Source organism: Pseudomonas reactans (assembly GCF_013385825.1).
GTDB lineage: Bacteria > Pseudomonadota > Gammaproteobacteria > Pseudomonadales > Pseudomonadaceae > Aquipseudomonas > Aquipseudomonas reactans.
Window position 1 is genome coordinate 115,787 of the sequence record NZ_JACAPG010000020.1, and the last position, 18,822, is coordinate 134,608.

The following is an 18,822-nucleotide window of genomic DNA, read 5'->3' on the forward strand; positions in this document are numbered from 1 at the left end:
GAACTGTCGCACCCGGCGCGGGTTCACATGTGATAACCCACTCTGCGAAGGACCCGCCCATGCTGCGTCGGCTCAAACTATTGGTGGTACTGCTGACCCTGAGCCTGGTGCTCACCGGTTGCAATCGCGTGGGCCTGGCCTATCGCAACCTCGACGTGATCATCCCCTGGACCCTCAATGACTACCTGGACATGAATGCCGGGCAGAAGAGTTGGTTCAACGACAAGCTCAAGGAACACCTGGCCTGGCACTGCACCACGCAATTGCCGGGTTACCTGGATTGGCTGGACCGCCTGCAACAGATGGCCAACGACAATCAGGTCACCGACGCCGCGCTTCAGGCGCGGACCACCGAGGCCAAACAGGCCATCGACGAAGTCGCCCGTGAAATCACGCCCTCCGCCATCGAACTGCTCCAAGGCCTGGACGACCAGCAGGTCAAGGAAATGAGCGATGCTCTGGCCAAGGACCTGCGCAAACGCCAGGACGAATACCTCAAGCCGCCCCTGGCCCAGCAGATCAAGGACCGCGCCGAGCGCATGAGCAAACGCCTGGACGCCTGGATCGGCCCACTCAGCGCCAGCCAGCAGAACCGCGTGACCGCCTGGTCCATCGCTCTGGGCGAGCAGAACGAGGAATGGATCGGCAACCGCGCCCGCTGGCAGGCGCAGTTTATCGACGCCGTGCAACGGCGCAAAAACGCTGACTTCCCACAAAAAATGCAGCAGTTGCTGGTTGACCGCGAAAGCCTGTGGACGCCGCAATATCGCACCGCCTATGCACAGACGGAAGCTGCGGCCCGCAGCCTGATTGTCGACGTGATGGCCGAAAGCACTGTGCAGCAACGGCAGAAACTCACCCAGAAAATCGACAAGGTGCGCAGCGATTTCCAGGCGCTTAAATGCCTGAAGAGCGTGCAGCCCTAGCGGGGTGCCAAGGTTCCCAACCAGGCCACCAGCCCCAGGATCAGCACCACCGCCCCAAACTCCAGGGTGATGCTGCGACGCAAGGCATGACGCGCCGCTCGGTGATCGCCCGCCGCCAGCGAGCGTTGAAGCAACGGCGTCAAGTGCGAGCGATTAAGCGCGGCCAGTCCCAACATCAATCCAAACAAGCCCAACTTCAAGCAAAGCAGGATCGCGTAGGCGCCGCCCGTAATGCCATCCAGGTTCGGCCCGACCACAAACAGATAATTCGCCACGCCCGTGCCGATCAGCACCGCGACGAAGACCGCGCCGACACGCTCGAAGCCCGCCAAGGCATGTGCCAACACCTGCACCGCCTGCTCAGAGGTACTTCTCAACATCAGCCCGAACGCCGCCAATGCCCCGACCCAACCCGCCGCCGCCAGCAGATGCGCACTGTCGCTGAGGAGATGCCATAGCCCCAAGGAGCCCTCATGCATCACGCCATGCCCGGCCCACGCCAGCGTCACCAGCGCGACACCGCCGAACAAGGTGGCCAATCGGGTATTTAGCGCAACCAGAACCAGCGCCGAAATGCGCAACCACCACGTCCAGCCCAGTTCGGTCTGCCAGAGCATCATCTGCAGGTGCATCCACAGTGTTGGCCAATCCTCGGCGCCACTCATGGCCTGGGTCATGGACAATAACGACGCAACCGACAGCAGCAAACCCAGCCCTGCCAACCTGCGTAGCAACGGCTTCAGATTCAGCAACCTGCTGTCTGCATACAGGCCAAACAGCCCCAGGCCAAACACCAGCATCAAGTCCAGATAAAGGGCGAAGCGCAGTAAAACCGGGACCAGTTCACTCATGGCTGGACGCTGAACACCACGTTGCCAAGGATCGGGTGCGTGTCGGACGACACGGCCCGCCAATCGACCCGATAGGTTCCGGTCGTCAGCGTGGAGGCCGGTTTGATCAGCATCACTTTGGGGTCGGTACTGGCGGCGACACTGGCCTTTACCGGCATTGGCGAATTGGGCATGCCGGGCATATCGGTCATGATCAGCTTGGCGCCGGAAAACTGCGTCAACAGGTTTTCCGAGAAGCGCAGTTCAATGACTGCGGGTGCAGCACCCTGGGCACCGGATGCCGGGCTGGAAGACAGCAGCGTGGGATGGGCTGAAGCCGCCACGCTGGTGCACAACACAACGCCCGCCAGGGCGGTTTTCAACATCGACATGCAAGGCTCCAGGCCGCTCGTGGCGGCGAGTTATAGGAAAAATAGAAACGTCAGAACCACAGGCGCACACCCACGACCCAGCGCACTTGGTTCGTGTCTTCGCCTTCATCCCTGGCGTATTGCGCGGTCTGGCCGTAGCTGCGGCTCCAGGTCACGCCCACGTAGGGCGCAAATTCGCGGCGCACTTCGTAACGCAGCCTCAGGCCCAGCTCACTGTCCGACAGGCCCGAACCGACGCCACGCTGTGGATCGCTGCGCCCATAGAAGTTGAGTTCGGCGGTGGGCTGCAGGATCAGTCGATTGGTCAGCAGGATGTCGTAGTCGCCCTCCAGCCGCGCAGCAGTGCGCCCTGCCTCACCGACAAACACCGTGGCTTCGGCTTCAAAGTTGTAAAGAGCCATGCCCTGCGCGCCGAACGCGGCCCAGGTCTGGCCGTCACCGGGTTTGAAGTCCTGGCGCACACCGCCAACAAGGTCCCACCAAGGACTGATGGCATGCCCCCACAACGCCTGGGCTTCGGCGCTTTCGGTGCGACCGGCACTGCGCTCCCCTTCACTGCGTAGCCACAGGCGATCGATATCACCACCGACCCACCCCTTGATATCCCAGTTCAGCGCGCCGTCGCCCTCGCCGCCCTGCCATTCCAACTGGTTGATCAGCAGCAGGGAATTGATACCACTGTCGTGAACCCTGTGCCCACCGGGCGCGTTGTAGACCGCAGCGCGATCGGCGTCAGTCAACACGGGAATCGGTGTGCGACTCTCGGTAAGCGCCGGTGTCGCCGGGCTCATGCCCTGGAACTCGTCGGCCTGCGCCAGCGGAGCAAACGCCAGCGCAAGCAAAACAGGTAAAACTCGACGGCTCATGCTCGCGTCCTCATTCATGCACGCGTACCTCACGGAACATGCCCATTTCCATGTGATACAGCAGGTGGCAGTGATAGGCCCAACGCCCCAGCGCATCGGCGGTCACCCGGTAGCTGCGCCGGGAACCCGGCGGCATGTCGATAGTGTGTTTGCGTACCTGGAACTGGCCGTTTTCGTCTTCCAGATCACTCCATAGACCGTGCAGGTGAATGGGGTGACTCATCATGGTGTCGTTGACCAGCACCAGCCGGACTCGCTCGCCGTAAGTCAGTTGCAAAGGCTCGGCGTCGGAAAACTTCACGCCATTGAAGGACCAGGCGAACTTCTCCATATGCCCGGTGAGGTGCAGTTCAATGGTGCGGCTGGGATCACGCCCGTCGGGGTCTTCAAAGGTGCTGCGCAGGTCGGCATACGTCAGGACACGTCGGCCGTTGTTGCGCAAGCCGATGCCAGGGTCGTCGAGCTTGGGCACCGGGCTCATGGCCTGCATATCCACGAGCGGGTTGTCTTGCTCGCTGGCCGGATGGGCCTGCATCGACATGGCACCGTGATCCATGCCCGCCATATCCGGCATGTCCGCCATGGCACCGTGGTCCATGCCGCCCATGCCCATGTCGTCCATGGTGATCCAGGGGCGCGGGTCCAGTGCCGGCACAGGGGCCGTCGCCCCGGTTTGTCGGGCAAGCGTGCCGCGGGCATAACCACTGCGGTCCATTGACTGGGCGAACAGCGTGTAGGCCTCGGCTGTCGGCTCGACCAGTACATCGAAGGTCTCCGCCACGGCGATACGGAACTCGTCGACGCTCACCGGCTGCACCGGTTGGCCATCGGCGGCAATCACGGTCATCTTAAGCCCCGGAATGCGCACATCGAAGTAGCTCATTGCCGAGCCGTTGATAAAGCGCAACCGGATCGTCTCGCCCGCCTTGAATACGCCGGTCCAGTTGCGCTCCGGCGGTTGGCCGTTGAGCAGGTAGGTGTAGGTTTCGCCGCTGACGTCGGCCAAGTCCGTGGGGTTCATCTTCATTTGCGCCCACATCAGGCGGTCAGCCACCGTGGCCGACCAGCCTTGCTTGCCCACATCCCGCACGAAGTCGCCCACGGTCGGCTTGTGCAGGTTGTAGTATTCGGACTGTTTCTTGAGGGTTTTCATCAAGGCGACAGGGTCTTCGTCGGTCCAGTCCGACAACATCACCACGTAGTCGCGCTGGTAGGTGTACGGCTCAGGATCCCTCGGTTCGATCACCAGCGGGCCATACACGCCCTGCTGCTCCTGGAACCCGGAATGGCTGTGGTACCAGTAAGTGCCGTGCTGCTTGAGCGTGAATTGGTAGACAAACACGCCACCCGGCTCGATGCCCTTGAAGCTCAAGCCCGGCACACCGTCCATGGTCGACGGCAGGAGAATGCCGTGCCAGTGGATCGACGTTGGTTCGGCCAAGCGGTTCTTCACGCGCAAGGTCACGGTGTCGCCTTCGCGCCAGCGCAGCAGAGGGCCGGGCAAGCCGCCATTGATGGTCAGCGCCGTGCGGTGGCGGCCGGTGAGGTTGACGGGAGTCTGGTCGATGAACAGATCAAACTCGGTGCCTGCCAGCACCGTGGGCTGGCCGGGGCTGGTCAAGGCCCAGACCGGGCTGCGCCAGAGCCCAGATCCAGCGAGCAAGCCGCCGGCAGCCAGGCCTTTGACGAAGGTTCGTCGTGAGGTATTGGAGTGCATGCCGATTCAATTCCATGAGTTGAATGGCAGCAGAGTAGGCAGGGCCGGCTGTCAGCCAGCTTAGCGGCAGATTACCGATCTGACAGTTTCGCCCCGGCGTTGCGAGCGTGCCGGGGCGTGAGAGGGATCAGGCGATCTGGGCCTTGGAAGCCACCTCGGCGAAGGTCGCCGGGTCCAGCGCGTCAGGCTGTTCATCCAGCACCTGACGCGGGTGATCATTGCCAGGGATCGAACTGTCGATCAACGCCAACAACTGTGCTCCCAACGGGGTCAGGATGAAATTCTCGCCATTGCCGCCCTCATCTTCGGGGCGCGACTCGATAAAACCGCGCTTGAACAGCAGCGCTTCGTAGTCCGCAGCGGTCTTCTTTAGCGCGTCCAGATTACCGGTGGACTCGCCCGCCGTGGCCTTCTCGGCCGCTTCCTGCTCGGCGTATTTGCGCGGGGCGAAGCTGCCCTCGCCGTTCTGCACTTCATGCAGCAGACGTTCGATCAGATCCCAGTTGTAAGTCGTCATCCTGATTCCTCCTGCGGGCGGGTGGAAAGTAGCCCGTTAAGAGGTGTGACCCGCCGCGTCACTGGCCGTTCAGCCCAGGAGACGAGCGTCATTGGCGTGAACTTTCCAGGGACCCACGACCTCCACTGAGTATCACTGCCAAGGAGGTCCACCCATGAAAACCCTGATGAACCTGGCCATCGCCGCCGCGTTGTTGACCGCCCTGCCCGCCTGGGCCTGTACACCAGACGAGGCCACCGCCAAGCGCGAGCAATTGGCTCAGGAAGTGGCCAAGCTGACCGAGCAGAACCCGACCAAGGCCAAGGAGATGAACGACGAGCTGCAAAAGATGGACTTGGACACCGAAAGCGCGGAATTCCCCGACAAGTGCCAGTTGATCGATGCTCGCCTGAAGGAGCTCAAGGAAGCAGCCGCCAAGGCCAAAAACTGACGGCATAAAAAACCGGACAATCGTCCGGTTTTTTCACATCACCTGCGCCTTATTCGGCAGCCGGGGCTTCCGGCTTGCGGCGCTTGAGCGGCGCCATGCCGTCCTTGCTGACGAGCGACAGGTTGTCGGTCTTCGGTCGGTTGGCGATCTTGCGCTTGGTCGGCGACTTCGCGCCGGTTTTCTTCTTGTCGCCCTTGGCGTCGGTCTTTTTCTTCTTCACGCCAACGGCCTTGCCCGACGCCTTGACCTTCTTCGGCCCGGTGTAGGTGCCTTTGACTTCCTTGATGGTGCGGCGCTCGAACGATTGCTTGAGGTAGCGCTCGATGCTCGACATCAGGTTCCAGTCGCCGTGGCAGATCAGCGAGATGGCCAGGCCGTCATTGCCGGCACGCCCGGTACGCCCGATACGGTGCACGTATTCGTCGCCACTGCGCGGCATGTCGAAGTTGATCACCAGGTCCAGGCCGTCCACGTCCAAGCCACGGGCGGCGACGTCGGTGGCCACCAGGATCTTCACGCCACCCGCCTTGAGGCGGTCGATGGCCAGCTTGCGATCCTTCTGGTCTTTCTCGCCGTGCAGCACGAACGCCTTGTATTCCTGGGCCACCAGGCGGCCATAGATGCGGTCGGCGGCGGCGCGGGTGTTGGTGAACACGATGGCTTTCTGATAGGTCTCGTTGGCCAGCAGCCAGTTGAGAATCTGCTCTTTGTGCACATTGTGGTCGGCGGTGACGATCTGCTGGCGCGTGGTCGCGTTCAGGTCGCTGACGTTGTTGACCTGCAGGTGCTCAGGGTTGTTCAGCACCTTGGCGACCATGTCGCGCAGGGTCGAACCACCGGTGGTGGCGGAGAACAGCATGGTCTGCTGGCGGTTGACGCATTCGCCCACCAGACGCTGCACGTCGTCGGCAAAGCCCATGTCGAGCATGCGGTCGGCTTCGTCCAGCACCAGCACTTCGACTTCCTTGAGGTCGAGGTTGCCGGCGTTGAGCTGCTCGATCATGCGGCCTGGGGTGCCGATCAGGATGTCCGGCACCTTGCGCAGCATGGCGGCCTGGACCTTGAAGTCTTCACCGCCGGTGATGATGCCGGACTTGATGAAGGTGAACTGCGAGAAACGCTCGACTTCCTTCAGGGTCTGCTGGGCCAGCTCGCGAGTCGGCAGCAGGATCAGGGTCTTGATACTGACGCGAACCTTGGCCGGGCCGATCAGGCGGTTCAGCACAGGCAGGACGAAAGCGGCGGTCTTGCCGCTACCGGTTTGAGCTGTCACCCGCAGGTCACGCCCTTCGAGCGCGAGCGGGATGGCCGCTGCTTGCACAGGCGTAGGCTCGACAAATTTAAGCTCGGCCACGGCTTTGAGCAGGCGTTCGTGCAGGGCGAATTGGGAAAACACGGGTGCTACCTCGAAGAAATACAAAAAATCAGCTGCATAGGTTACCGGTTTCGGGCGCCCAAACCGAGTTTCTTTACGCGAACAGTGCTAATCGACCGCTTTTTTGTCAGGGCATTTGTCCATGACATCAACTTTGTTGCACTTAAATGCTCTAATCGCCCCGTGTTGTCTTATAGAAGAATCGGTTTCACCCATGGATATCAAACAGCTCTGGCTCAACGTCCAAGACCTCTGGGGCGCCCTCGACGAACACCCGCTGCTGCATGCCAGCCTCGGCTTGCTGGTGTTGCTGGTGGTGGCCCTGTTGCTCGGACGAGTGGCACGTTACCTCATCCTCCACGCCGTCAAACTGCTCGGCCGGCAACCAGCGCTGCACTGGCTCAACGACCTGCGGCACAACAAGGTGTTCCACCGCCTGGCGCAGATGACGCCGTCGCTGGTAATCCAGTTTGGCCTGTACCTGGTGCCAGATCTGAGCAAGACCGCCATCCTGTTCATCGGCAATGTGGCCCTGGCGATCACCATCCTGTTCCTCGTGCTGGCCGTCAGCGCCCTGCTCAACGCCCTGCTGGACATCTACGCCCGCACCGAACACGCGCGCACCCGCTCGATCAAGGGCTACGTGCAGTTGGCGAAGATGGTGCTGTTCGTGTTTGGCGCGATCATCATCGTCGCCACCCTGATCGACCGCTCGCCACTGTTGCTGCTGTCAGGGCTTGGCGCCATGTCGGCGGTGATCCTGTTGGTGTACAAGGACACGCTGTTGTCGTTCGTCGCCAGCGTGCAACTGACCAGCAATGACATGCTGCGCGTCGGCGACTGGATCGAGATGCCCCAGGTCGGCGCGGATGGTGACGTGGTGGACATCACCCTGCACACGGTCAAGGTGCAGAATTTCGACAAGACCATCGTCTCCATCCCCACCTGGCGCCTGATGTCCGAGTCGTTCAAGAACTGGCGCGGCATGCAGGCCTCCGGCGGGCGCCGTATCAAGCGCAGCCTGTTCATCGACGCCAGTGGCGTGCGCTTCCTGCGTGACGATGAGGAAGTACGCATGACCCAGGTGCACCTGCTTACCGACTACATCGGACGCAAACAGGCCGAACTCAAGGCCTGGAACGAAGCCCAGGGCCACAGTGCGCAGCTCTCGGCCAACCGCCGCCGCATGACCAACCTCGGCACCTTCCGCGCCTACGCCCTGGCCTACCTGAAAAGCCACCCGGACATCCAGCCGAACATGACCTGCATGGTGCGCCAGATGCAAACCACCGCCCAGGGCGTGCCGCTGGAGATCTACTGCTTTACCCGCACCACGGCGTGGGCGGATTACGAGCGGATCCAGGGGGATATTTTTGATTACCTGCTGGCGGTGCTGCCGGAGTTTGGCTTGAGCCTGTATCAGCAGCCGAGCGGGAATGACTTGCGTGCGGGGGTGTTGCCGGCGGTGTTGGGGGCCAGTCATTTGCCGGCACCGGAAAAAGCCGTGATATAGCGCTATTGAGTTTTTGAAGCTGGTTGGGTGGCCGGACGCTTCGCCGCCTCCCTCCAGTGACTCCAATCGACCAATGCAGTAGGGAGTCGATCATGGCTTTTTAACCAGGCGCACAACCCAGGATCAATCCACTGCACAACCTCTGTGATATCCCGATGCAAGGCAAATAGCGGTTGCCATAGGAGTGGCTCGTGGTGGAAACAGCGATTTCGCAGGTCCCTCGCATTGTTCAGGCGGCTACGAATAACGTCGGCTTTTTTGGCGTTTCTTGGGCAGTAGAAAAATACCTTCATCAAAGGCTTGGAAACATCCGGAAAGGCCTTTCGATTGAACAGTGAAGTCCAGAAGCCAAAGCTCAACTCAGCCGTGATGTCGTCCGGACCTGGGTCGACACCTCTTTTCATGAGCGCCGTACGCGCGTCGTCTACTTTTTGATAGCTGGAGCGAAGCTCTGGATTGGTGCTTGCCTTGAAGGCCTCGTACCAGCCGTCACGTCGGTACTCGCGCACCATCTCGCGCTGAATACTGTTGCGCAGCCCAACTTCAAGCACGTGAAAAATCGAGACCAGGGACTCTGCGATCCTCATATTGTGCACATAGGCAGCAGCGGCATGCTCTTGATTGCCCTGATGCCCCTTGAGGTAGCGGTTCATTCGTGGTGTGGAGAGCTTCGCCTCCAACGTTTGCCAGACCATCTACCCGCAGGCTCCCTTTAGCGCAAAGAAATGTACAAGCGCGAGCGATAGTGCAGACAGGTTCTTTTGCTTGAAATAAACATACTGTTGCCAAATGGTGCAGTTGACCTAAACCGGCGCCATAGGGGGTTGACGTAAAAATCGCGGCTGGTAACCTGACCCCGCAGCCCTAGGAACCTCCACTCCTGTGCGACACGAAACGGTGACGAGACTAGGTTATGTGATGGCCCCGCTTTGCGGGGCCTCCGCATTTCTGGCGATCCAACTTTTTGCTAAGACGCTTTTTTCACTGCACCACTGCCAGGTTGATTGCCCAACCGACTGATCCACACCGCCCCCAAAATCACCAACCCACCCAAGGCCAGCCGCCCTAACGGTTCATGCTGGTTCCAGATCAGCAAGTTCAGCAGCAACCCCACTGGCACATGCAGGTTATTCATCACTGCCAGCGTGCCGCCCTGCACCAGGCAAGCGCCCTTGTTCCACCAGTACATGCCCAGCGCGGTGCTCACCAGCCCGAGGAACACCAATACGCCCCATTGCAGTGGCGCATCGGGCAAGAAATTGGCCTTGCCGAACAGCAGGAACGCCGGCAGTACCACCAGCAATGCGCCCACGTAGAAGAAACCAAAGCGGCGGTAATGCGGCAGGTCGCTTGGGTAGCGTTTGACCAGGTGCTTGTACATCACCTGCCCGGCGGCGTAGGTGAAGTTGGCCAATTGCAGCAGCAGGAAGCCTCCCAGGAAGTGCGGAGTGATCTGGTCGAAACGGATCACCGCCGCGCCCGCCACCGCCACCAGCGCGGCAATCAACGCCCAGGGGTTGAAGCGCCGATTGAGTGCATCCTCGATGAGGGTCACGTGCAACGGCGTGAGAATGGTGAACAACAACACTTCCGGCACGGTGAGCACGCGAAAGCTCAGGTACAGGCAAACGTAGGTCACGCCAAACTGCAACGCGCCGATCACCAGCAGGCCGCGCATGAAGCCCGGCTCCACCGAGCGCCAGCGCGTCAACGGGATGAATACCAAACCGGCCAGCAGCACGCGCACCAGCACGGCGAAGTAGCTGTCGACGTGACCGGCGAGGTATTCGCCGATCAAGCTGAAGGAAAATGCCTGAATCAGGGTGACAACCAGTAAGTAGCCCATGCGCGCCTCGTTTCGAATGGGCGGGACATTAAAGGTTTTCGGCGTTTGAAGAAACTCGGGGCAAAAAAAACCCGACCTCGCTAAAGCGGCAGTCGGGCAGGAGCACTCAGGAGCAAAAGTGCAAAGGGAGGTTCGTTACGCGTACTTGAAGGGCTTGCGTGGAGCTAGATAAACATCGCGGGATTATCTGGCGATTAAAGGATCACTCTACCTGTGCCAACAACGCCTTGGCGTGGTTGATGCCCTTTTCCTGGAAGTCCCCGCTCAAGTTCACCCCTTCGGCGTGGATGAAGGTCACGTCGTGAATCCCGATAAACGCCATGACCTGACGCAGGTAGGGTTCCTGGTGATCGGAACTGGCCCCGGTGTGAATACCACCGCGCGCGGTGAGCACGATGGCGCGCTTGCCGGTCAGCAGACCCTGTGGTCCGGTGGCGGTGTACTTGAAGGTCACACCGGCCCGCAACACGTGATCCAGCCAGGCTTTGAGGGTGCTGGGGATGGCGAAGTTGTACATCGGCGCCGCCATCACCAGAACGTCGGCAGCCAGCAGTTCGTGGGTCAATTCGTCGGAGCGGTCCAGGGACGCCTGCTCGCTGTCGTTGCGCTGATCCGCGGCTTTCATCCAGCCGCCGAGCAGGTTGGCGTCCAGGTGCGGAACCGGGTTGAGGGCCACATCGCGCACGGTGATCTGATCGGCCGGGTGAACGGCCTGCCACTGACTGATGAACTGCTGGGTCAGTTGGCGGGAAATCGAATCCTGCTGGCGGGCGCTGCTTTCGATGATCAGAACATTGGACATGGCTTTGTAGGCTCCATCGGAAATTGCTGTAAGGCGATGGAGTAGAGATTAAACAGAGCCAATTCGATTAAAAAGCGCAAAAAACTGCTATAACCCATCTATAAATTTGTTTATAAGCGGAGCATGCTCCGCTGCTGGGCTACTTCGGTGCGCAAGCCAGGGCAATACGCATCTTGATAATGGCGCGGTTGAACTTGACCGTGGTGTTGGTGCTTTTGCCCGCCGGCACTGTGACCGTTCTGCGACGCGGCGATTCCGGGCCGTTGGTGAAGATTACCGAGCAAACGGCATCATTGGTGCCGTAGTTATTGAACTGGATCGAGCTGATATCACCGTCCACATCGGAGGCGGTGTAATCAATGCTGACGCCGTCGATCTTTTTGGTCACGTCGATGGGGTACGCAAACGCGCTCAGCGGCAGCAGCGCCAGCAACACACAACAGAATTTTCTCATTCGGCAGTCTCCAATAAGGACTGTCAGCTTAGGACAAGAGGAACCCATCTTGAAAGCGCCCCGCGTTACCCTCGATCAATGGCGCACGCTGCAAGCCGTGGTCGACCATGGCGGCTTCGCCCAGGCGGCCGAAGCGCTGCACCGTTCGCAGTCCTCGGTGAGCTACACCGTGGCCCGCATGCAAGACCAACTCGGCGTGCCGCTGCTGCGCATTGACGGGCGCAAGGCCGTGCTCACCGACGCCGGTGAAGTGCTGTTGCGCCGCTCCCGGCAGCTGGTGAAAAACGCCAGTCAGTTGGAAGACCTCGCCCACCATATGGAACAAGGCTGGGAAGCCGAGGTGCGGCTGGTGGTGGACGCGGCCTATCCAAACGCACGCCTGGTGCGCGCGCTTACCGCGTTCATGCCGCAGAGCCGAGGTTGTCGTGTGCGCCTGCGTGAAGAAGTGCTGTCGGGTGTTGAAGAGTTGCTGATGGAAGGCGTGGCCGACCTGGCGATTTGCGGTTTCAGCATCCCAGGTTACCTGGGCACAGAAATGAGCGATGTGGAGTTCGTCGCTGTGGCGCACCCCGAGCATACCTTGCACCGCATGAATCGCGAGTTGAGCTTCCAGGACCTGGAAAGCCAGATGCAAGTGGTGATCCGCGATTCCGGCCGCCAGCAACCACGGGACGTGGGCTGGCTAGGCGCCGAACAGCGCTGGACCGTCGGCAGCCTGGCTACCGCGGCCGCGTTTGTGGGCAGTGGCCTGGGTTTTGCCTGGTTGCCTCGGCACATGATCGAACGCGAACTCGCCGAAGGCGTGCTCAAGCAACTACCCTTGGAACAAGGCGGCAGCCGTCACCCCACGTTTTTCCTGTATTCAAACAAGGACAAACCCTTGGGCCCGGCAACGCAGATCCTCGTGGAACTGCTGCGCACCTTTGACACCGCCCCGTTGGACGCGCCTTTCGCCGCCCCACAGCAAGCCTGAAACGGAGTTCACGCATGGCCTGGTTCGACCACGAAGGATGCAGCCTGCACTACGAGGAATACGGCCACGGTACGCCACTGATCCTGATCCACGGCCTGGGTTCCAGCAGCCAGGATTGGGAACTGCAGATTCCGGTGCTGGCCAGGCATTACCGCCTGATCGTGGTGGATGTGCGCGGCCATGGCCGTTCGGACAAACCGCGCGAACACTACAGCATCCAGGGCTTCACCTTTGATCTGCTGGCGCTGGTCGAACACTTGGACCTGCCACCCGCCCATGTGGTCGGCCTGTCCATGGGCGGCATGATCGCCTTCCAACTGGCAGTGGACGAACCCGCGCTGGTCAAGAGCCTCTGCATCGTCAACAGCGCGCCAGAGGTGAAGGTGCGCAGTGCCGATGATTACTGGCAATGGGCCAAGCGCTGGAGCCTGGCGCGCGTGCTCAGCCTGGCCACTATCGGCAAGGCGCTGGGCGACCGTTTGTTTCCCAAGCCGGAGCAAGCCGACCTGCGCCGCAAGATGGCCGAACGCTGGGCAAAAAACGACAAACGTGCTTATCTCGCCAGCTTCGATGCCATTGTGGGCTGGGGCGTGCAGGAACGACTTTCCAGAATCACCTGTCCAACCCTGGTCATCAGCGCCGACCACGACTACACCCCCGTGGCGCAGAAAGAAAACTATGTAAAACTGCTGCCCGATGCGCGACTGGTGGTGATCGAGGATTCCCGCCATGCCACGCCCTTGGACCAACCCGAAGTCTTTAACGCAACCCTGCTCGATTTTCTAAAGACAGTCGAAACCACTACCCAGGATCACTGACCCATGTTGAAAAAAATCGCCTTCTTTGCCGGTTCCGTTCTGTTCGCCGCCAACCTGATGGCCGCCGAGCCCGCCAAGGCGCCCCACGTATTGATCACCACCACCAACGGCGACATCGAGATCGAACTGGACCCGGTCAAGGCGCCGATCAGCACCAAAAACTTCCTGGCCTATGTCGACAAGGGCTTCTACACCAACACGATTTTCCACCGCGTGATCCCAGGCTTCATGGTCCAGGGCGGCGGGTTTACTCAGTCGATGTCGCAAAAACCAACTGAAGCACCGATCAAGAACGAAGCCAGCAACGGCCTGCATAACGTGCGTGGCACCCTGTCGATGGCGCGCACCAATGACCCGAATTCGGCCACCAGCCAATTCTTCATCAACGTGGCCGACAATGCCTTCCTCGACCCGGGCCGCGATGCCGGTTACGCCGTCTTCGCCAAAGTGGTCAAGGGCATGGACGTGGTTGATGTGATCGTCAACTCGCAGACCACCACCAAGCAGGGCATGCAGAACGTGCCAATCGATCCTGTGTACATCAAGTCGGCCAAGCGCATCGACTGAGGTCAGCAGGGCGTTCTTCAGGTAGTCCCGCGCGCTGCCCACAAGGCCGCGCGCGCATTTGAAAGGAGAGCCCGCCCCGCGGGCGTCATACCTAATGCTCTATCGTCGTTTTGAACAACTGATCGATATTTTCCGCGACGCCCCCAGCGAAGCCCCGCCCGACAAAGTCTTGCCCTTCTACCTCTACTACCTGCGCCAGGTGTGGCCGCATTTCGCCGCCTTGCTGGTGGTGGGCCTGATCGGGGCGCTGATCGAAGTCGCGCTGTTCAGCTACCTGAGCCGCATCATCGACCTCGCCCAGGGCACGCCGCCCGCTGACTTTTTCCAGATCCACAGCACCGAGCTGATGTGGATGGCCGTGGTTGCGCTGCTGCTGCGCCCGATCTTCGGCGCCCTGCATGACCTGCTGGTGCACCAGACCATCAGCCCCGGCATGACCAGCCTGATCCGCTGGCAGAACCACAGTTACGTTCTCAAGCAGAGCCTGAATTTCTTCCAGAACGATTTCGCCGGGCGAATTGCCCAGCGCATCATGCAGACCGGCAACTCCCTGCGTGACTCTGCCGTGGCGGCAGTGGATGCGATCTGGCACGTGGCGATCTACGCCATCAGTTCCCTGGTGCTGTTTGCCGAAGCTGATTGGCGCCTGATGATCCCGCTGGTGACCTGGATCATTTGCTACAGCCTGGCGCTGCGCTATTTCGTGCCACGGGTGAAGGAGCGCTCGGTGATTTCCTCCGAAGCGCGTTCCAAGTTGATGGGCCGCATCGTCGACGGCTACACCAACATCACCACCCTGAAGCTGTTCGCCCATACCCGCTATGAGCAGGAATACGCCAAGGAAGCGATCATCGAGCAAACCGAAAAAACCCAGTTAGCCAGCCGCGTGGTCACTAGCATGGACATCGTGATCACCACCATGAACGGCCTGCTGATCGTCACCACCACCGGCCTGGCCCTTTGGTTGTGGACACAGTCGTTGATCTCGGTGGGCGCGATTGCCCTGGCCACGGGTTTGGTGATCCGTATCGTCAACATGTCCGGCTGGATCATGTGGGTGGTCAACGGCATTTTCGAGAACATCGGCCAGGTGCAGGACGGCCTGAAAACCATCGCCCAGCCACTCGCCGTGATCGACCGCGACAACGCCCCGCGCCTGAGCGTGCCCCATGGCGAAGTGCGTTTCGACCAGGTGGATTTCCACTACGGCAAGAAGAGCGGAATCATTGGCGGCCTGAACCTTGAGATCAAGGCCGGTGAAAAGATCGGCCTGATCGGGCCGTCGGGTGCCGGCAAGTCGACCTTGGTCAACCTGCTGCTACGCCTGTACGACCTGCAAGGCGGACGCATCCTGATCGATGGCCAGAACATCGCCGACGTCGCCCAGGAAAGCTTGCGCGAACAGATCGGCATGATCACCCAGGACACTTCGCTGCTGCACCGCTCGATCCGCGACAACCTGCTGTACGGCAAACCCGACGCCACCGATGAAGAACTCTGGGCCGCCGTGCACAAGGCGCGTGCCGATGAGTTCATCCCGTTGCTGTCGGATTCCGAAGGCCGTACCGGGCTGGATGCGCACGTCGGTGAGCGCGGGGTGAAGCTCTCCGGCGGCCAGCGTCAACGCATCGCTATCGCCCGCGTGCTGCTTAAGGACGCACCGATCCTGATAATGGACGAAGCCACCTCCGCGCTGGATTCGGAAGTAGAAGCGGCCATCCAGGAGAGCCTGGAAACCCTGATGCAAGGCAAGACGGTGATTGCGATCGCGCACCGGTTGTCGACCATTGCACGGATGGACCGCCTGGTGGTGCTTGAGAAAGGCCAGATTGCCGAGAGCGGCAGCCACGCCGAGTTGCTGGCCCAGGGCGGGTTGTATGCGCGGTTGTGGCAGCACCAGACCGGAGGTTTTGTCGGCATCGACTAACCCCTCTCCCTGTAGGAGCGAGCTTGCTCGCGAAAAACGTCAACGATAACGCGGGCAGTCTGGTTTTAAGTGGTGTCCTGGCGTTCTTCGCGAGCAAGCTCGCTCCTACACTTTTGCCGCAATCCTGCTGTAATCAGTGCAGTGCCCAGAGGGGCGCTGAAGTAAATCTGCAGGGAGCATCACTGATTTACGGATCCGGTAGAGCGATCTATCAAGGACGGGTTGCATGTCTTTGTTCAAGCGTTCAATCACAGAGGGGCTAGGTACATTTTGGTTGGTGTTGGGCGGTTGCGGGAGTGCGGTGCTGGCCGCAGCGTTCCCTGCAGTCGGGATCGGGTTGTTGGGTGTGTCCCTGGCATTCGGGCTCACGGTGCTGACCATGGCCTTCGCCATCGGGCACATCAGCGGCTGCCACCTTAACCCGGCCGTGTCAGTGGGGTTGGTGGTAGGCGGACGATTTCCTGCCAGGGAACTGCCCGCGTACATCGTGGCGCAGGTGGTCGGCGGTACGATCGCCGCTGCGTTGCTGTATTTCATTGCCAGCGGCAAACCGGGGTTCGAACTGGCGTCGGGCCTGGCGTCCAACGGTTATGGCGAGCATTCGCCGGGCGGTTATTCGATGGCCGCGGGCTTTGTCAGTGAGCTGGTGATGACCGCCATGTTCGTGGTGATCGTCCTCGGCGCCACCGACCGCCGTGCCCCGCCGGGCCTTGCACCCATCGCCATCGGTCTGGCGTTGACACTCATCCACCTGATCTCCATTCCCGTGACCAACACCTCGGTCAACCCGGCGCGCAGTACCGGCCCGGCCTTGATCGTCGGCGGGTGGGCGATCCAGCAGTTGTGGATGTTCTGGCTCGCGCCGATCCTTGGCGCGGTGATCGGTGGTGTGACCTACCGCTGGCTGGGCAAGGAAGAGCTGGGCTGACGCAACAGGGGTTCAGCCCTGCCGATAAGGCAGGGCTGCCCATTTCGGGCGGCCTTTCACCCTTGATGGGCCTGCATGTACTGGCGCAATAGCTGGTTGATACGCGTCTGGTAACCAGATCCCTGACCTTTGAACCACTCCAGCACATCAGCATCCAGGCGAATAGTGACCGCCTGCTTTACTGGAACACGTAACTCAGCACGCCGGAAAAAATCGGCATCCAGCTCAGGAATATCGCTGGTATCGATCTCTTTATCATTCATTTTGGCCAAGCGCTCCCAATCAGTTTTCGATGTTTGCGTCATAATATTTGGCCTCCTTCTTGGTTGCTTTTCGGGCGGAGATGATACGGATCACATCACCACGTCGCTCGGTGTATACGACCACACCCACTAACAATTTGATCCAGCCAATACTAATCCAACGCTCCTCGCCATAATCCGCTCGATCATCGCGTAAGGCCAGCATTGGGTGCCTAAAGATATCCGGGACGTCATTAAAATCGATGCCGTGCTTAACAATGTTGGCGTTATTTTTGGATTCATCCCACTCAAATACCATGGCACATTTTGTATGTACTTTTGTACATACAGGATAGCGATATCACTCATTCTCGAAAACGCTACCAGACCAGCGGTCTCAGCCCTGCCGATAAGGCAGGACTGCCCTCGCCTCCTCGGCATACGCCACGATCCCCACCCGCTCGCGCTCGAGGAAATCTTCCACGGCGTTCTTTAATCCCGGATGGCGCAAGTAGTGCCATGACCGTGTAATCACCGGCTCAAACCCGCGGATCAACTTGTGCTCGCCCTGAGCCCCCGCATCAAAGCGTTGCAGACCATGGGCGATCGCGTAGTCCATGCCCTGGTAGAAACAGGTTTCGAAGTGCAGGCGGTCGAACTCCGCCAGACAGCCCCAGTAGCGGCCGTAGAAGCTGTCGCCACCGATCAGGCTGAAGGCCATGGCCACCGGGCGCGTGCCTTGTTTGGCCAGGACCACGCGGATCGCTTCGGGCATGCGCTCGGCCAGCAGGCTGAAGAACGCGCGGGTCAGGTAGGGAGATTGGCGGCGCACCGCATAGGTGTTGGCGTAGCAGGCGTAGACGAAATCCCACTGGGCCTCGCTCAGTTCATGGCCTTGCAGCCACTCGAAGTCGATGCCCTGCCCTGCTACTTGTTCGCGCTCTTTGCGCATCTGTTTGCGCTTGCGTGAACTCAAGGCATCAAGGAAATCCTGGAAGTCTCGATAACCCCGATTCTGCCAGTGAAACTGACAACCCAAACGCTGCAGCCAGCCCGGTTGTTGGGCCAGCGCCGCATCGGCCAGTTCGTCAGTGAAGTTGATGTGGGCACTGGAGAGCCCTTCGATTTCCAGGTAACCCGGCAGGCTTTTCAGCAGTTCGAAACCCTCCTCTGCACTCGCCGCCAATAGGCGTGGCCCGCTGACCGGGCTGAACGGCACGGCAGTCAACAGCTTGGGGTAATACTCAATACCAGCCCGCTCGCAAGCATCGGCCCAACCGTGATCAAACACGTATTCGCCATAGGAATGCCACTTGCGGTAACTGGGCAGTGCCGCCACCAGCCGATCTCCTTCCCAATGCAGCAAATGCTCCGGCTGCCATCCCGATTGCGGGCCCAGGCTGGCGCTGTCTTCCAATGCGCTCAGGAAGGCGTGCCGTACGAACGGCTGGGCCTGTGGCACCAGCGCATCCCAGGCTTGCGGGGCGATCTCGGACAGGCTGTCCAGGCGTTGCAACGGCATCGGCATCCTCACTACTTCAGGGCTTGAAAGCCTGGCGAGTATCGCTGATTGCCGGCCTTGGTACACCCCCGTTTCGCACGACAAGGCTCTAAACCAATAGTTCCGAACGTGAAAAATTTGTCATCTAGATGACATCACTTCGCCACTGCGCCGTCATAAACGATCGTGATACTGACG

21 protein-coding genes are annotated in these 18,822 nt (G+C 60.3%); 8 read left to right on the forward strand and 13 right to left on the reverse strand.

Going from position 1 to position 18,822, the window contains the following annotated elements; genetic code table 11:
• Positions 1-59 precede the first annotated feature (59 nt).
• Positions 60-926 (forward strand): DUF6279 family lipoprotein, encoded by an 867-nt coding sequence (locus HX868_RS23140; RefSeq protein WP_177004476.1) that lies wholly within the window; start codon positions 60-62, stop codon positions 924-926.
• Here HX868_RS23140 and copD read toward each other — a convergent pair.
• The 5 genes from copD to HX868_RS23165 form a co-directional block, all read right to left on the reverse strand.
• Positions 923-1,777: a copper homeostasis membrane protein CopD gene (gene copD / locus HX868_RS23145; protein ID WP_177004477.1), complete on the reverse strand. Its 855-nt coding sequence runs from the start codon at positions 1,775-1,777 to the stop codon at positions 923-925. The two genes, HX868_RS23140 and copD, sit on opposite strands and share 4 nt — an antisense overlap.
• Positions 1,774-2,148, reverse strand: coding sequence for a copper homeostasis periplasmic binding protein CopC (copC, locus tag HX868_RS23150; RefSeq protein WP_016979364.1), 375 nt, complete (start codon positions 2,146-2,148; stop codon positions 1,774-1,776). The genes copD and copC overlap by 4 nt, the downstream gene beginning before the upstream one ends.
• A 50-nt stretch (positions 2,149-2,198) precedes the next feature.
• Positions 2,199-3,014 carry a copper resistance protein B gene (locus HX868_RS23155; protein WP_177004478.1) on the reverse strand — a complete coding sequence of 272 codons (816 nt, stop codon included), beginning with the start codon at positions 3,012-3,014 and terminating at the stop codon, positions 2,199-2,201.
• A 10-nt stretch (positions 3,015-3,024) separates the two neighbouring features.
• Positions 3,025-4,731 carry a copper resistance system multicopper oxidase gene (locus HX868_RS23160; protein ID WP_177004479.1) on the reverse strand — a complete coding sequence of 569 codons (1,707 nt, stop codon included), beginning with the start codon at positions 4,729-4,731 and terminating at the stop codon, positions 3,025-3,027.
• 127 nt (positions 4,732-4,858) lie between these two features.
• Entirely contained in the window at positions 4,859-5,248 is a 390-nt protein-coding gene (locus HX868_RS23165; protein ID WP_010208626.1) for a hypothetical protein, read from the reverse strand.
• 154 nt (positions 5,249-5,402) lie between these two features.
• Between HX868_RS23165 and HX868_RS23170 the strand changes: the two genes are divergently transcribed.
• Positions 5,403-5,678, forward strand: coding sequence for a hypothetical protein (locus tag HX868_RS23170; protein WP_028617399.1), 276 nt, complete (start codon positions 5,403-5,405; stop codon positions 5,676-5,678).
• 49 nt (positions 5,679-5,727) lie between these two features.
• Here HX868_RS23170 and HX868_RS23175 read toward each other — a convergent pair whose 3' ends face one another.
• Positions 5,728-7,074: a DEAD/DEAH box helicase gene (locus HX868_RS23175; RefSeq protein WP_016979359.1), complete on the reverse strand. Its 1,347-nt coding sequence runs from the start codon at positions 7,072-7,074 to the stop codon at positions 5,728-5,730.
• Positions 7,075-7,267: 193 nt separating this feature from the next.
• On the opposite strand from HX868_RS23175, the gene HX868_RS23180 reads away from it, so the two are divergent.
• The gene (locus HX868_RS23180) at positions 7,268-8,566 is read left to right on the forward strand and encodes a mechanosensitive ion channel family protein (protein WP_177004480.1); all 1,299 of its coding nucleotides are present in this window, start codon (positions 7,268-7,270) and stop codon (positions 8,564-8,566) included.
• 2 nt (positions 8,567-8,568) lie between these two features.
• Here the strand turns inward: HX868_RS23180 and HX868_RS23185 are convergent, their stop codons facing one another.
• The 4 genes from HX868_RS23185 to HX868_RS23200 form a co-directional block, all read right to left on the reverse strand.
• Complete coding sequence (locus tag HX868_RS23185) at positions 8,569-9,261, reverse strand: Abi family protein (protein ID WP_177004481.1); 693 nt, start codon at positions 9,259-9,261, stop codon at positions 8,569-8,571.
• Between the two features lie 272 nt (positions 9,262-9,533).
• Complete coding sequence (locus HX868_RS23190; protein WP_177004482.1) at positions 9,534-10,412, reverse strand: carboxylate/amino acid/amine transporter; 879 nt, start codon at positions 10,410-10,412, stop codon at positions 9,534-9,536.
• Positions 10,413-10,614: 202 nt separating this feature from the next.
• Positions 10,615-11,214 carry an FMN-dependent NADH-azoreductase gene (locus tag HX868_RS23195; RefSeq protein WP_177004483.1) on the reverse strand — a complete coding sequence of 200 codons (600 nt, stop codon included), beginning with the start codon at positions 11,212-11,214 and terminating at the stop codon, positions 10,615-10,617.
• Positions 11,215-11,353: 139 nt separating this feature from the next.
• A complete protein-coding gene (locus tag HX868_RS23200; RefSeq protein WP_177004484.1) occupies positions 11,354-11,668 on the reverse strand; it encodes a 3-phosphoglycerate kinase in 315 nt (104 codons plus the stop codon).
• Positions 11,669-11,717: 49 nt separating this feature from the next.
• On the opposite strand from HX868_RS23200, the gene HX868_RS23205 reads away from it, so the two are divergent.
• The 5 genes from HX868_RS23205 to aqpZ all read left to right on the forward strand — a co-directional run bounded on the left by HX868_RS23205 (position 11,718) and on the right by aqpZ (position 16,881).
• Positions 11,718-12,641 carry a LysR family transcriptional regulator gene (locus tag HX868_RS23205; protein ID WP_028617427.1) on the forward strand — a complete coding sequence of 308 codons (924 nt, stop codon included), beginning with the start codon at positions 11,718-11,720 and terminating at the stop codon, positions 12,639-12,641.
• A 14-nt stretch (positions 12,642-12,655) separates the two neighbouring features.
• On the forward strand, positions 12,656-13,459 hold the full coding sequence (locus HX868_RS23210; protein ID WP_177004485.1) for an alpha/beta fold hydrolase: 804 nt from the start codon (positions 12,656-12,658) through the stop codon (positions 13,457-13,459).
• Between the two features lie 3 nt (positions 13,460-13,462).
• Positions 13,463-14,026, forward strand: coding sequence for a peptidylprolyl isomerase (locus HX868_RS23215; RefSeq protein ID WP_177004486.1), 564 nt, complete (start codon positions 13,463-13,465; stop codon positions 14,024-14,026).
• A 94-nt stretch (positions 14,027-14,120) separates the two neighbouring features.
• On the forward strand, positions 14,121-15,953 hold the full coding sequence (locus HX868_RS23220; protein WP_177004487.1) for an ABC transporter ATP-binding protein: 1,833 nt from the start codon (positions 14,121-14,123) through the stop codon (positions 15,951-15,953).
• 226 nt (positions 15,954-16,179) lie between these two features.
• Complete coding sequence (aqpZ, locus tag HX868_RS23225; protein ID WP_177004488.1) at positions 16,180-16,881, forward strand: aquaporin Z; 702 nt, start codon at positions 16,180-16,182, stop codon at positions 16,879-16,881.
• Positions 16,882-16,937: 56 nt separating this feature from the next.
• Here aqpZ and HX868_RS23230 read toward each other — a convergent pair whose 3' ends face one another.
• The 3 genes from HX868_RS23230 to HX868_RS23240 form a co-directional block, all read right to left on the reverse strand.
• Positions 16,938-17,186: a BrnA antitoxin family protein gene (locus tag HX868_RS23230; protein ID WP_016979349.1), complete on the reverse strand. Its 249-nt coding sequence runs from the start codon at positions 17,184-17,186 to the stop codon at positions 16,938-16,940.
• Entirely contained in the window at positions 17,164-17,442 is a 279-nt protein-coding gene (locus HX868_RS23235) for a BrnT family toxin (protein ID WP_177004489.1), read from the reverse strand. Before HX868_RS23235 ends, HX868_RS23230 begins: the two co-directional genes overlap by 23 nt.
• A gap of 78 nt (positions 17,443-17,520) precedes the next feature.
• Entirely contained in the window at positions 17,521-18,645 is a 1,125-nt protein-coding gene (locus HX868_RS23240; RefSeq protein ID WP_177004490.1) for a GNAT family N-acetyltransferase, read from the reverse strand.
• Positions 18,646-18,822 lie beyond the last annotated feature (177 nt).

Bases quoted from the DNA above. Each gene is read 5' to 3' on its own strand.
- HX868_RS23155 (WP_177004478.1), bottom strand. From the start codon at position 3,014: ATGAGCCGTCGAGTTTTACCTGTTTTGCTTGCGCTGGCGTTTGCTCCG.
- HX868_RS23160 (WP_177004479.1), bottom strand. From the start codon at position 4,731: ATGCACTCCAATACCTCACGACGAACCTTCGTCAAAGGCCTGGCTGCC.
- HX868_RS23170 (WP_028617399.1), top strand. From the start codon at position 5,403: ATGAAAACCCTGATGAACCTGGCCATCGCCGCCGCGTTGTTGACCGCC.
- HX868_RS23200 (WP_177004484.1), bottom strand. From the start codon at position 11,668: ATGAGAAAATTCTGTTGTGTGTTGCTGGCGCTGCTGCCGCTGAGCGCG.
- HX868_RS23180 (WP_177004480.1), top strand. From the start codon at position 7,268: ATGGATATCAAACAGCTCTGGCTCAACGTCCAAGACCTCTGGGGCGCC.
- HX868_RS23210 (WP_177004485.1), top strand. From the start codon at position 12,656: ATGGCCTGGTTCGACCACGAAGGATGCAGCCTGCACTACGAGGAATAC.
- HX868_RS23220 (WP_177004487.1), top strand. From the start codon at position 14,121: ATGCTCTATCGTCGTTTTGAACAACTGATCGATATTTTCCGCGACGCC.
- HX868_RS23185 (WP_177004481.1), bottom strand. From the start codon at position 9,261: ATGGTCTGGCAAACGTTGGAGGCGAAGCTCTCCACACCACGAATGAAC.
- HX868_RS23195 (WP_177004483.1), bottom strand. From the start codon at position 11,214: ATGTCCAATGTTCTGATCATCGAAAGCAGCGCCCGCCAGCAGGATTCG.
- copD (WP_177004477.1), bottom strand. From the start codon at position 1,777: ATGAGTGAACTGGTCCCGGTTTTACTGCGCTTCGCCCTTTATCTGGAC.
- HX868_RS23240 (WP_177004490.1), bottom strand. From the start codon at position 18,645: ATGCCGTTGCAACGCCTGGACAGCCTGTCCGAGATCGCCCCGCAAGCC.
- HX868_RS23230 (WP_016979349.1), bottom strand. From the start codon at position 17,186: ATGACGCAAACATCGAAAACTGATTGGGAGCGCTTGGCCAAAATGAAT.
- HX868_RS23140 (WP_177004476.1), top strand. From the start codon at position 60: ATGCTGCGTCGGCTCAAACTATTGGTGGTACTGCTGACCCTGAGCCTG.
- copC (WP_016979364.1), bottom strand. From the start codon at position 2,148: ATGTCGATGTTGAAAACCGCCCTGGCGGGCGTTGTGTTGTGCACCAGC.
- HX868_RS23190 (WP_177004482.1), bottom strand. From the start codon at position 10,412: ATGGGCTACTTACTGGTTGTCACCCTGATTCAGGCATTTTCCTTCAGC.
- HX868_RS23215 (WP_177004486.1), top strand. From the start codon at position 13,463: ATGTTGAAAAAAATCGCCTTCTTTGCCGGTTCCGTTCTGTTCGCCGCC.
- HX868_RS23235 (WP_177004489.1), bottom strand. From the start codon at position 17,442: ATGGTATTTGAGTGGGATGAATCCAAAAATAACGCCAACATTGTTAAG.
- HX868_RS23165 (WP_010208626.1), bottom strand. From the start codon at position 5,248: ATGACGACTTACAACTGGGATCTGATCGAACGTCTGCTGCATGAAGTG.
- aqpZ (WP_177004488.1), top strand. From the start codon at position 16,180: ATGTCTTTGTTCAAGCGTTCAATCACAGAGGGGCTAGGTACATTTTGG.